Origin of the sequence: Amycolatopsis rubida (assembly GCF_900115345.1) — a bacterium.
GTDB lineage: Bacteria > Actinomycetota > Actinomycetes > Mycobacteriales > Pseudonocardiaceae > Amycolatopsis > Amycolatopsis rubida.
In genome coordinates this window covers 33483-46399 of record NZ_FOWC01000028.1, presented here as the reverse complement: position 1 = coordinate 46399, position 12917 = coordinate 33483, and the positions used below count along the sequence as shown (strand labels likewise).

Genomic DNA, 12917 nt, shown 5'->3' with positions numbered 1-12917 from the left:
GGCGCGCCTCAGTCGTCTGCCGGGCAGTTGTCGGTGACCGCGCATCGCACCGATGGGCAGTGGAAGATCACCGCGCTGGATCCGCTGTAGCCCTCCGGCCGAGCAGTGCGCCGACCTCGCGCGCGAGAGCCACCGAGGCCTCGATCTCGACCTTGCGGATGGACACGCTCTCCACGAGGAAGCCGAACGGCATGCCGAGCTTGCGGCAGAAGGCGGCCAGTTCGCGGGCGCTCGCCAGGCACTGCTCGTAGGACTCGGCCAGCGTGTCGTCCGCGTGGCGCAGGGAATTCTCCAGCCAGCGCGGGACGTGGACGCCGAGCCACTGGAGGAACGCCAGCGTCTTCGCCGAACCGCAGACCGAGAGGGTGAACAGGACCGGCCTGGGTTCGAGCTGCTGCTCGCGGCAGGCGTAGAAGTAGTCGGAGACCATGCTCTTGGCCGCGTCGGCGCTGTAGATCACCTGGGAGATGAAGTACGCGCAGCCGGCCTGCTGCTTGGCGATCAGCCGCAGGTGCTCGTCGGGCCGCTCAGTGATGGCGACGCCGCCGAGCAGCAGGTCGGGGCGCACCTCCCGGCGCAACGCCTGCGCCTGCGAGAGCCGGGTGTGCACCTGCTTGCCCTTCGAGGAAGCCCCGACGAACACCGGCAGCACCCGGTCGGTGTCGGCGGTCCGCAGCCAATCCCGCAGCTCGCCCTCGGGGTACTTGCCGACGCACCGGTAGATGACCGCCGGACGGGTCCACTCGCTGAGATAGTCCGCGTGGTAGCCGGCCGGGTCGAGCGTCGGCAGGTAGGGGAACGGCCGCTCCCGCGGGTTGCGGTCGCTCTCGTCGTCGATGTCGTAGAGGGCGAGCCCGTCGACGTCGAGGTCGCTCAGCCGCGCGAGGGTGGCGGCGGTGATCTCCCGGATCCGCTCGGGAGTGTTGCTGAGGCGGGGCGGGGTGATGCCGAACAGCAGGACGCCGCGATCGGGGTGGGTCAGCTGGGTCCGGAGAGTGTGGTCCGCCATGAGGCGGAAGTTAGCAGCCGGGGCCGTCCGGGCGCCGCGCAGCCGTTCCGGCGGCGGGAACGGGATTGCCGTCCGAAGACGCGGTCGGACGGCTCAGCTCGCGAACGGACCGCCGTCCCCGAAGACCTGCTTGGCGAACCGTTCCCCGGCCGACCGATGCGCCGCCGCGTCCGGATGCAGCGAGTCCGGCAGCGGGTGCGCGGCGAAATCCTCTTCCCCGTACAGCGAAAGGCCGTCCACGTAGTGCAGCGCCGGATCCTCCCGGTCCCGGACGACCCGCGCCAGTTCCTCCCGGATCACCTTCAGCGTCAGCTTCCCCTCCGCGACGGCGGCGGGATCGCCGGTCGCCTTGAACCGGAGCGTTCCGGTGCTGAAATCCGGGGCGCCCGGACCCGGCGTGTCCTCGTGGATCGGGCACAGCCAAGGCGAGATCACCGCCAGCGGGACATCCGGGCGCCCCTCCCGGATCGTGTCCAGGAACCCGTGCACGGCCGGGCCGAAAGCGCGCAGCCGCATCAGGTCCGCGTTCACCACGTTGATTCCCAGCTTCACGCTGATCAGATCGGCGGGAGTGTCGCGGAGGGCTCGCGCGGTGAACGGGTCGAGCAGCGCGCTTCCGCCGAAGCCCAGGTTGACCAGATCGACCCCGGCGGCAGCGGCGGCCAGCACGGGCCACGTCCGCGCCGGGCCTGCCGCGCCGGTGCCTTGGCTGATCGAGCTGCCGTGGTGCAGCCAGACGCGCCGGGCGCGGGGCAGCGGAGAGATCGGCGCAGTGGTGCGCAACGCGACCAGCCGGGTGGTTTCGTTGTACGGCAACCAGATTTCGACATCCTTGCTGCCCGAAGGCAGGTCGGAGAACTGGACCGTGCCGGGCGGGCCGGGGCGGGTCTCGCCCTCGCCGGTCATCATGTCGAGGATCAGTTCGTCGCCGCCGGAAACGGTCGCGGAGCCGCCGGGGCGCCCGTTCAGCACCAGGTCGTAGACGCCGTCCGGCAGCGGCGGCATGCCCGCGTAGCCGACCTTCGCGCGGTGGGTGTCCAGTTCGATCGCCGTCGACTCGGTGCGGAACGCCAGGCGCACACCGGACGGCTGGGTTTCCGCCATCGCGAGCCTGCTGTCGGTGTTCTGCGCCCGCGCCCGTGCGGTCAGCCGGTGCGGCAGCAAGCCCTGCGGCGTGCGTTCGAGCTCAAGTGCACCGAGCACGAACTCTTCGCCGAGCTCGGTGGTGATCCACTGCATGCCGCCGAGTCTGCCGTCCGCGGCCGCGCGCCGCCAACGGGATATCAGCCGTCCCAGACCCCGGGGCCCTCGCGCAGCACCGCGACCGGGGCGGCCCCGGCGGACGGCCACAGGTCCAGCACGTACCGGAAATGCTCGCCGAACTCGTGGTCGTGCCAGTCCGCGTCCGGCGGGCCGCTCTCCACATAGGACACCCGGACCCGGTACCGCCCGGACGGGACCGCGATCCGGTGTTCCTGGCGCGCGTAATCGGCGGGACCGGCCAGCGTCGCCACGCCGCCGGGGAGGTCGAGATCGGCTTCCACCACGTGGGACGCGTCCGGCGACACCGGCGGTATCGCCGTGCTGACCGCCACGTCGACCTCGACCCAGTCGGAGCGAGCGGTCGCCACGGAGAGCGACGACGGCTCTACCGCCACGCGGTGCACCGACACCGCCTCGCCGGTCCACCCGCCGTCGCCGGGACGCCAGGCGTCCTTGTCCCGCAGGGAAAACTGCCGTTGCTCGGCATGCACCAGGTACCGCACGGGCCCCCACGCTAGCCCACGAGAGCCGGGGGTCACCCGAACTGGCTTGCGCGAGCGGTTTAGCGTGGTGGTATGACCACAGCTCCTGTCGATGTCGACACTGCCCGTCGCGACTACGCCGCGCTGGTCGAGCGCGGACTGTCCCTGGACATCACCCGCGGCAAGCCGTCGCCCCGGCAGCTCGACCTCTCCGCGGATCTCCTGACGCTGCCGAACGGCCAGTACAAGGCCGAGGACGGCACCGACACCCGCAACTACGGCGGGCTCAAGGGGCTGCCGGAGCTGCGCCGCATCTTCGCCGGCGCGCTGCAGGTGCCGGTCGAGCAGCTGTTCGCGGCGGGCAACTCGAGCCTGGAGCTGATGCACGACACCATCGCGCAGGCGATGCTCAGCACGCTGCCGGGCGCCGCGCGCCGCTGGGCCGACGAGCCCCGGATCGCGATGCTGTGCCCGGTGCCCGGCTACGACCGGCACTTCGCGCTCGCCGAGCGGTTCGGCATCGAGCTGATCCCGGTGCCGATGACCGAAACCGGCCCGGACATGGACGTCGTGGAGCGGCTGGTCGCCGAGGACGCCGCGGTCAAGGGCATCTGGTGCGTGCCGAAGTACTCCAACCCGACCGGCGTCACCTTCGGCGCCGAGGTCGCCGGGCGGCTCGCCGCGATGCCCGCCGCCGCGCCGGACTTCCGGATCATCTGGGACAACGCCTACGCGGTGCACCACCTCACCGAGGACGAGCCGGAGCTGGCCGACATCCTCGCCCTCTGCGCCGAGGCAGGCAACCCGGACCGCGCGTTCGTGTTCGGCTCCACCTCGAAGATCACCTTCGCCGGGGCGGGCGTCGGGTTCTTCGGCGCGTCCGAGGCGAACCTCGCCTGGTGGCAGAGCGTGCTGAGCAAGCGCACCATCGGCCCGGACAAGGTCAACCAGCTGCGCCACGCGCTGTTCCTCAAGGACGCCGACGGCGTCCGCGCGCTCATGCGCCAGCACGCCGAACTGATCGCGCCGAAGTTCGCCGCTGTCGAGCGCATCCTCGCCGAGGAGCTGAGCGACCTGGCGACCTGGACCAAGCCGACCGGCGGGTACTTCGTCTCGCTGACCGTGCCCGAGGGCACCGCGAAGGAGGTCGTGCGGCTGGCGAAGGAGGCGGGCGTCGCGCTGACCCCGGCCGGGGCCACCCACCCGCACGGCGACGACCCGGCCGACGCGGTCATCCGCATCGCGCCGACCTTCCCGGAGCTGGCCGAGGTGGAGGAGGCCGTCCGCGCCCTCGCCGTCTGCGTGCGGCTCGCGGTCGCGCAGCGCGCCTGATCTCGCCGGTGCCGGAAACCTCACCGCGCCGGCTCGGCCCGCCGACCGTATCGTCACGTTCGTGAGGGCGACCCTGAGTGAATCAGATTCCCTCAGGGTTCCCCTCACGAACCGCAAACCCCGCGCGCGGCGCGGCACAGTCGTTTCCAGGGGGCGCGATGCGGGTGTTGATCGCAGGCGGCGGAGTCGCGGGCACGGTGACGGCGATGGCGCTGCGGCTCGCCGGGCACGAGCCGGTCGTGTACGAGGCGCATCCCAGCGGGGGAGCGGACACGGGCGCGTTCCTCGTCGTCATGCACAACGGCATGAACGCGTTGCGCGCGATCGACGCCGACCGTCCAGTGATCGAAGCGTCCTTCGCCTCGACCGGCCTGGAACTCGTCGGCCCGGACGGAACCACGCTCGGCGTGCGCGAGTTCGATCGCGAGCTCGACGGCCCGCGCACTCTCACCCGCGCCGCGCTTTACCGTGCGCTGCAACAGGAAGCGGAACGCCGCGGCGTCGAGATCGTCCACGGCAAACGCCTCGTCTCCGCTACGGAGGGCGTCACCGCGACCTTCCAGGACGGCACCACCGCATCCGGCGATGTACTCGTCGGCGCGGACGGCCTGCATTCCGTCGTCCGCACGCTCATCGACCCGCAGGCCGAGCCGCCGCGTTTCACCGGGCTCACCGTGGTCTACGGCTCCACCCGCGCCGAAGGATTTCCCGCCGCGCCCGGCAGCTACCGGATGCTCCGCGGCAGCCGCGCCGCGTTCGGCTACACCACCGCCCCTGACGGCACGACGTACTGGTTCGCCCGCGTCCCCGACACCGAACGTTCGCGCGCCGAGATCGCCGCCGTCACTCCGGAGGGCTGGCGTGAGTTCACCCGCGCCGCCTTCGCGGACGACCCGCTGCCGTGCGCCGCGATCGTGGCCGCGACCGGCGACGACGTGCATGGCGGCCACTCCTACGACCTGCCGACCACCCGCGTGTGGTCGACGCCGTCGATGGTGCTGGCCGGCGACGCCGCGCACGCAGCCTCCCCAGCGGCCGGGCAGGGCGCGTCGATGGCGCTGGAAGACGCGGTGGTGCTCGGCCAGTGCCTCCGTGACCTGCCGGACGCGCCCGCCGCGTTCGCGGCCTACGACCGGTTGCGCCGCGCCCGGGTCGAGAAGCTCGTGGCGGCCAGCGCGGGCAAGGACGTCGGCGGCGAGCGAGGCTGGGCATACCGGCATCATCTGGACTGGACCGCGCGAATCACAGCGTGAGCGGCTCGCCGGCGATACGATCCGCGCATGACTCAAGCCGCGCCACCTCAGCAGTTCCCGATCCTGCTGTCGACCATGAACGATCTGCCCGGGTACCGCGTAGTCCGCGTGTTCGGCGAGGTCTTCGGGCTCACCGTCCGCAGCCGCAACATGTTCTCCAACATCGGGTCCGGGTTCAAGGCGATGGGAGGCGGCGAGCTCAAGGGCCTCACCAAGCTGCTGTCGGACTCGCGCCAGGAAGCCCTCTTCCGGCTGTGCCAGGAGGCCATGCAGCACGGGGCCAACGCCGTGCTCGCGCTGCGCTTCGACTGCAACGAGATCGCGGGCACGGCCAGCGAGATCGCCGCGTACGGCACCGCGGTGTACGTGGTCCCGGACGGTACTCAGCAGCAACAGCAGCAGGCCGCCCCGCAGCAGTACGCGCAGGCGCAGCAGCAGTACCAGGCTCAGCCGCCGCAGGCCTGAGCCCGCGAGCGGCTTGCCCGTGCGTCCGGCCGCCGGGTGGATGCACGGGCACCTAGCGGGCGGGGCCGGGAGGGGTGTGCTCCGCCCCGGATAGCGTGAACCGGGTGAGCAACCCGTTGATCGCGGAGACGAAGGACTCGACCAAGGCGTATTCGGGCATCACGCTGCTCGAATCGGGCGAGATGGTGAAGTCCGGCATCGAATCCGGCGACTGGGCTTCGATCGCGATGGGGGCGGTCGGGGTCGCGCTGGACGTGCTGTCGACCGCGATGGACCCGTTCGGGTCGATCCTGGCTGCGGGCGTCGGCTGGCTGATCGAGCACGTCGGGCCGCTGAAGGAGGCGCTGGAGGCGCTCACCGGCAAGGCCGACGAGATCAAGGCGCAGGCCGAGACCTGGCAGAACGTCGCCAAAGAGCTGGAAAGCATCGGCAAGGACCTGACCTCCTGCGTGGAGAAGGACCTGCAGAGCTGGACCGGCGAAGCCGCCGACGCCTACCGCGAGCGCACCGAGGACGTCGCGAACCTGCTCGGCGCGGCGCAGAAGGGCACCGAGGGGGCGGCGTCCGGGGTGAAAACCGCGGGCGAGGTCGTCGCGGCCGTCCGGATGCTGGTGCGCGACATCATCGCGCAGCTCGTCGGGCACCTGATCAGCTGGGCGCTGCAGGTGCTGTTCACCGCCGGCATCGGGATGGCGTGGGTGCTGCCGCAGGTGACCGCCGCCGTCGCCAAGACCGCCGCGGAGCTGGCCCGGATCACCAAGCAGCTGGTCTCCGCGCTCAAGGCGTTGATGCCGCTGCTGAAGAAGGCGGGTGTCCTGTTCGAGGACGCCGCGAAGGCGCTGAAAGGCATCAAAGGCGGCAAAGCCAAGCCGCCGGGCGCGCCGAAGAACATCGAGACGAAGCCGAAACCCCAGCCGGAGAACGAGAAGGGCGGCGATTCGACGACTGCCTCCGGCGACCACTCCGGGCCGCCGAAGGACGAGGTCAAACCTCAGGGCGACCATTCCCCGCCGCCGAAGGACGAGACCAAACCGCCGGGCAGCCACTCCGAGCAGCCGAGGGGCGAGGAGCCTGCCCCGTCGGACCGGAGCGGCAACCAGGGCGAGACCGGCAAGACACCGCCGAAGGACGACCCGAAAGCGGGGGACACCCGGGGCGGCAAGGACGAGTGCAAGACCGCCGGAGACCCGGTCGACGTCGTGCGCGGCTCCGTCCTGATCGCGGACGTCGACCTCGAACTGCCGAGCCCGCTCGTGCTCGAACGGCTGCACGTCTCGTCCTACCGGTCCGGCCGCTGGTTCGGCCCGAGCTGGACGTCGACGGTGGACCAGCGGCTCGAAGCCGGCCGCGGCGCTGTCCGGTTCTACGCGGCGGACGGCCGGATCCTGGTGTACCCGCGGGCCGCGGCCGGAGAGCCGGTGCTGCCGCTGGAAGGCCCGCGCCGTCCGCTGACCGCGACCGACGACGGATACCTGCTCGCCGATCCGGTCACCGGCACGGAATTGCGCTTCGCCCCTGGCCGAGGCGGCGTCTTCCCGCTGCGTACGGCGACCGGCGCCGCGGGCGACCGGATGGACTTCGAGTACGACGACCGCGGCGCTCCCCGGCTCATCCGGCATTCCGCGGGATACCGCGTCGCGCTGGAGGCCGAGGCGGGCCGCGTCACCGCGATCCGGGTGCTCGGCGACGGACAGGAACCGGTGCTGGTCCGCACCTTCGGCTACGACAGGCTCGGCAGGCTGGTCCGGGTCTTCAATTCCTCCGGCCTGGCAACGCACTACGACTACGACGCCGACGGCCGGATCACCGGCTGGCAGGACCGCAACGGCAGCTGGTACCGCTACATCTACGACGCCGACGGCCGCTGTGTCCGCACGGTCGGCGACCGGGGCGTGTACGACGGCGAGTTCGCCTACGACCGCGAGCAGCGGATCACCCGCTACACCAACGCATTGGGCCACGTCACGGAATTCCACTTCAACGAGGCCTCGCAGCCGATCAAGGACGTCAGCCCGCTCGGCGCGGCCACAGTGTCCACGTGGGACCGTTACGACCGGCTGCTGTCGCGCACCGATCCGCTCGGGCGCACCACCGGTTTCGAGTACACCGCCGAGGGTTTGCTCACCGCGGTCGTCCGCCCGGACGGCAGCCGCGCGCAGGTCAGCTCCGCGCCGGACGGCACGCTGACCGTCACCGTCGAGAGTGCCGAACGCTCCTGGCGGCGGGTCTATCCGCCCGGTACCGCGCCGGATCTGTTCACCGCGCAGGCCGGGATCGCCGCGGCCGAATTCGCCCAGGACCGTCAGCTGACCGGGGGAGAACCGGCACGCGCCGAGCCCGATCCGGTGGAACGCGACCAGTTCGGCCGCCCGCGCGTGGTGGCCGGCGGAACCCGCTTCGGCTGGACGGTCGACGGGAGCCAGGCCAGCCGGACCGGCCCGTCCGGGCGGCGCGAGGAATGGCGTTACGACGCCGAGGGAAACCTCGTGGAACGTGCCGACGCGCGATTCGAATACGGCCCCTTCGACCTGCCGGTCGCGAAGACCGACGCCACTGGCGCCCGCACCTCCTACGAGTACGACACCGAGCTTCAGCTCGTCCGGATCACCGATCCGGCAGGCCTGACCTGGAACTACACCTACGACGCTGACGGCAGGCTCGTCGCGGAAACCGACTTCGACGGCCGCGAGCGGCAGTTCGCCTACGACGCGGCGGGCCAGCTCGTGCGGTCGGTCGACGGGCTGGGCGCGGTCACCGGGTACAGCTACGACGCGCTCGGCAACGTGATCGAGCGTCGCTCGGAAGCCGGGACCGTCCGCTACGAGTACGACCCCGTCGGCTTCCTCTCGCGCGCCACCGAAGGTTCCTGCGTGCTGGAGATCGAGCGCGACGAGGACGGCCGCGTGGTCCGGGAATCGGTCGACGGCCGCACGGTTTCGTATGCGCACGAGGCTTCCGGCATCCGCCGCACCACTCCGTCCGGCTCGGTCAGCGAGTGGAGCTTCGACGACGCGGGGAAGGCGGTCGCGCTGTCGACCGCCGGGCACGAGGTGGTCTTCCGTCACGACGAAGCGGGCCACGAGGTCGAGCGCGTGCTGGGCGGAAGCGTCGTGCTGGCACAGGCTTTCGACGCGGAACATCAGCTGGTCGGGCAGACTTTGGCTGCTGGCAACCAGATCCGGCAGCGGCGCGAGTACCGCTACCGCCCCGACGGCCACCTGGCCGGCGTGGACGACTCGCTGTCCGGCAGCACGCGCTACCAGCTCGACGCCGCTGGCCGCGTCACCACAGTGACCCGGCGAGAGGGCCAGGAGACCTACCGATACGACCCGTCCGGCAACATCCGGCACGCGCGGCTGCCGTTCGCCGAACCGGACTCCGGTTCCCGCGGCTACACCGGAAACCGGCTCACCGCGGCCGGCGCGGTGCGGTACGTCCACGATGATCAGGGCAGGCTCGTCGCCCGCCACGAGAACTCCCGAACCTGGACCTACCGCTGGGACGCGCAGGACCGGTTGCTGGCCGTGGAAACCCCGGACGGCGTGGAATGGCGCTACCGCTACGACCCGCTGGGCCGCCGCATCGCCAAACAACGCTGGCTGCCCGGCGCGGACGCCCCCGCCGAGGAAACCCTGTTCTCCTGGAGCGGCCAGCTGCTGGTCGAACAGGAACACCGGCTGGCCGGTGCCGCCCCGCTCACGCTGACGTGGGACCACCTGCCCGGCACCGTGCGCCCGGTGACGCAGACCGAACTGCTGGGCACGAGCGCCCGGTTCTTCTCGTTCGTCACCGATCCGGTCGGCACCCCGGTGGGTTTGGTGGACGCCTACGGCACCGTCGCCTGGCGCGCGTCGGGCTCGCTGTGGGGCCGCACCCGCCCCGGCGGCACGCCGTTGCGGTTCCCCGGCCAGTACGCGGACGACGAAACCGGCTTGCACTACAACGTTTTCCGCTACTACGACCCCGGCACCGGCCGCTACCTGAGCCAGGACCCGCTGGGCCTGGCCCCGGCCCCGAACCCGGCCGCCTACGTGCCCAACCCGCTCGCCGGCGCGGACCCGCTGGGGCTCGGCAACTGCCTGGGGCGGCAGAAATCCGGCCCGGACGACGAAGCGCGCCCGAACGAGACTCCGGGCGGCGGGAACAACGCCGGGCACGTGCAGGACACCAACCCGTCCTCGGCTCCGCCGCGCGAACCCACCCCGCCGCCGCGCGAACCCACCCCGCCGCCGCGCGAGCCGAGCCCGACGCCCCGGGAGCCGGCTCCGGAGACGACCACGGCGTCGTCGGCCCCTCCACCGCCGCCGCCTCCTCCGCCGGGCAAGGCGCCGGGCGCACCCCCGCCTCCGCCGCCCCCTCCCGGAAAAGCGCCTGCCGCGCCGCCTCCGCCGCCCGGCGGTGCGAAGCCGCCGCCGAAGCCGCTCGCGAAACGGCCGGCGCGGCCCCCCGCCGAACCGCCCAAGGAAACCCCGCCGCCGTACAAGATGAAGACCGGAGACGAGGCCAAGGCCGAAAAACAGCGGATCGACACGAAGATCGACCAGACCCTGGAAAAGGTGCCGCTCAAGGACCGGCCGCCGGTGCTGCGCATCCCGGACGACCCCACATTCACCGCGAGCACGAAGGTGTCGGAGCTGCCGGACTACCTCAAGCACAATCTCCGGCCGGGCGACAACGACAAGACGCTCGGCGAAATGCTCGGGCAGAAACGGTCCGACATCATCGGCCCGGACGGCAAGCCCACCGAATTCGGCAGGGAGGCGAAAGCCAGCGATCTCGTCGACCAGCAGGGCGGCGCCGGGTACAACCCGCGCGACAACGCGATCTGCATGGATCCGCGCAAGAGCGACAACGAGATCGCGCACGAACTGGGGCACGCCCAGCAGAACCAGCACGGCGGGTACACGAAGAACAACACCAACGGTTCCCTGCTGGAATACCACAACGTGCTCAAGAACGAGAACCTGGTCAACGACGGTCTTCGCGACAACTACACGCTCAAGCCGGGCACGAAGCCGAAACCGGGCGAGACCTACGAGAACATGGTCGACGAGATCAACCACATGCCGAACAAAGAGGTTCGGGAACGCAACCAGGCCATGCTGAAAGAAATCGACGAAATGCTGAAGGAACCCCGGTATCAGGGGAAAGCGGACCAGATCCGCGAAAACCTCATGCTGGAGTACTTCACCAACCCGAAGCTCGCGGAGCCGATCCCGCTCTGACGAACGAAAACGGGCCCGCGCCGGAGAATGGCGCGGGCCCGCTTTCTCGTCCGGATCACTTCCGGTAGAGCGCCTCGATGTCGGACGCGTAGTTCTTGTTCACCACATTGCGCTTCAGCTTCAGGCTCGGCGTGATCTCGCCGCCCGCCTCGGTGAAGTCGTTCGCCAGCACGGTGAACTTCTTGATCGACTCCGCGTGCGACACCTGCTTGTTCGCCTCGTCGACCGCCGCCTGGATCTCCGCGCGCAGGTCCGCGTCCTCGGCCAGTTCGGACACCGTCGCCGCCTCCGGCTTGCCGTGCTGGGACTTCCAGGCCGGGAAGTACTCCTCGTCGATCGTCACCAGCGCGGCGATGAACGGCCGCTGGTCGCCGACCACCATCACCTGGCTCACCAGCGGCGCGGCCTTGATGGTGTCCTCTAGTCCGGACGGGGCGACGTTCTTGCCGCCCGCCGTCACGATGATCTCCTTCTTGCGGCCGGTGATCTTGAGGAAGCCTTCCGCGTCCAGTTCGCCGAGGTCGCCGGTGTGGAACCAGCCGTCGGTGAGGGCTTCCGCGCTCGCCTCCGGGTTGTTGTAGTACCGGCCGAACACGACGTCGCCCTTCAACAGGACCTCGCCGTCCTCGGCGATGCGCACCGAGGTGCCCGCGACCGGACGCCCGACGGTGCCGACCCGGAACGCCGCGCTGGTGTTCACGTTCGCCGCGGCGGACGTTTCGGTGAGGCCGTAACCCTCGAACACCGGCACGCCGATGCCGCGGAAGAAGTGCGCCAGCCGCGCGCCCAGCGGGGCCCCGCCGGACACGGCGGCGATGCAGCGGCCGCCCAAAGCTGCGCGGAGCTTGCCGTAGACCAGCTTGTCGAACACCAGGTGCTTCGCGCGCAGGCCGAGCCCGGCGCCGCCCTTTTCCCGCGCCTCGCTGTAGGCGACCGCGGTGGCCTCGGCGGCGTCGAAGATCTTGCCCTTGCCGTCGGCGTGCGCCTTCTGCTTGGCGGTGTTGTAGACCTTCTCGAACACGCGCGGCACGGCGACCACGAACGTCGGCCGGAAGGTGCCGAGGTCCGGGACCAGGTTCTTCACGTCCGGCGTGTGGCCGAGGGTGACCCGGGCGGTGAGCGCGGTGACGGCGATCGCGCGGGCGAGGATGTGCGCGAGCGGCAGGAAGCACAGCAGCGAGTTGCCCTGCTCCATCAGCTCCGGGAAGGCCTCGATGTCCGCGCGGATCTCGGCGAGCAGGTTCCGGTGGGTCAGCTCGACGCCCTTGGGCCGCCCGGTGGTGCCCGAGGTGTAGACGATGGTGGCCGTCTCGTTCGCGGTCACGCCGCGGCGGCGGGTGTGCAGGTCCTCGTCGGAGACCTCGGCGCCCAGCGCGGTCAGCTCGTCGACCGCGGGGGAATCGCCCTCGATCTGCCAGGTGTGCTCCAGCGTGCTGAGCCGCCCGCTGATCTCCTCGACCGCTTTCCGGTGCGCGCCGGTCTCCACGACGACGGCCTTGGCCGCCGAATCGGAAAGGATCCAGTACACCTGTTCGGGCGACGAGGTCTCGTAGATCGGCACCGTGACCGCGCCCGCGGCCCAGATCGCGAAGTCGACCAGGGTCCACTCGTAGCGGGTCTTCGACATCAGCGCGACCCGGTCGCCGTGCCCGACGCCCGCCGCGATCAGGCCCTTGGCCACGGCCGCGACCTGGTCGGCGAAGTCCTTCGCGGTGACGTCCAGCCAGGTGCCCTCGACCTGCCTCCGGAAACTGACCACGTCGGAGAACCGCTCCGCGTTCGCCCAGACGACATCGGCCAGGTTCTCGTCGTCGGTCACCGGCTTCCCGGCGGGGGCGCTGTATTCGCGCACGTGGACCTCCGTGTTCGACGCGTGCGGTTACCCGCC

The 12917-nt window shown here is 70.9% G+C and carries 8 protein-coding genes; 4 read left to right on the top strand and 4 right to left on the bottom strand.

The genetic code is table 11. The annotated features are described in order from the left end of the window. Positions 1 to 67: 67 nt before the first annotated feature. The 3 genes from BM362_RS45125 to BM362_RS45115 all read right to left on the bottom strand — a co-directional run bounded on the left by BM362_RS45125 (position 68) and on the right by BM362_RS45115 (position 2775). Positions 68 to 1009, bottom strand: a complete 942-nt coding sequence (locus tag BM362_RS45125; protein WP_067593615.1) for a methylenetetrahydrofolate reductase — start codon at positions 1007 to 1009, stop codon at positions 68 to 70. Positions 1010 to 1102: 93 nt separating this feature from the next. After that, positions 1103 to 2248 (bottom strand): GDSL-type esterase/lipase family protein, encoded by a 1146-nt coding sequence (locus BM362_RS45120; protein ID WP_093577313.1) that lies wholly within the window; start codon positions 2246 to 2248, stop codon positions 1103 to 1105. A 44-nt stretch (positions 2249 to 2292) separates the two neighbouring features. Continuing rightward, positions 2293 to 2775 carry a hypothetical protein gene (locus BM362_RS45115; protein WP_067593621.1) on the bottom strand — a complete coding sequence of 161 codons (483 nt, stop codon included), beginning with the start codon at positions 2773 to 2775 and terminating at the stop codon, positions 2293 to 2295. Between the two features lie 72 nt (positions 2776 to 2847). Between BM362_RS45115 and BM362_RS45110 the strand changes: the two genes are divergently transcribed. The 4 genes from BM362_RS45110 to BM362_RS45095 all read left to right on the top strand — a co-directional run bounded on the left by BM362_RS45110 (position 2848) and on the right by BM362_RS45095 (position 11029). Beyond that, the gene (locus tag BM362_RS45110) at positions 2848 to 4086 is read left to right on the top strand and encodes an aspartate aminotransferase type Ic (RefSeq protein ID WP_093577312.1); all 1239 of its coding nucleotides are present in this window, start codon (positions 2848 to 2850) and stop codon (positions 4084 to 4086) included. A 158-nt stretch (positions 4087 to 4244) separates the two neighbouring features. Further along, positions 4245 to 5339, top strand: a complete 1095-nt coding sequence (locus tag BM362_RS45105) for an FAD-dependent monooxygenase (protein WP_093577311.1) — start codon at positions 4245 to 4247, stop codon at positions 5337 to 5339. 27 nt (positions 5340 to 5366) lie between these two features. Next, on the top strand, positions 5367 to 5804 hold the full coding sequence (locus BM362_RS45100) for a YbjQ family protein (protein ID WP_093577310.1): 438 nt from the start codon (positions 5367 to 5369) through the stop codon (positions 5802 to 5804). A gap of 104 nt (positions 5805 to 5908) precedes the next feature. Next, positions 5909 to 11029 carry an RHS repeat-associated core domain-containing protein gene (locus tag BM362_RS45095; protein ID WP_143132651.1) on the top strand — a complete coding sequence of 1707 codons (5121 nt, stop codon included), beginning with the start codon at positions 5909 to 5911 and terminating at the stop codon, positions 11027 to 11029. A 55-nt stretch (positions 11030 to 11084) separates the two neighbouring features. On the opposite strand, the gene BM362_RS45090 is transcribed toward BM362_RS45095, so the two are convergent. Beyond that, entirely contained in the window at positions 11085 to 12881 is a 1797-nt protein-coding gene (locus BM362_RS45090) for an AMP-dependent synthetase/ligase (protein ID WP_067595188.1), read from the bottom strand. Positions 12882 to 12917 lie beyond the last annotated feature (36 nt).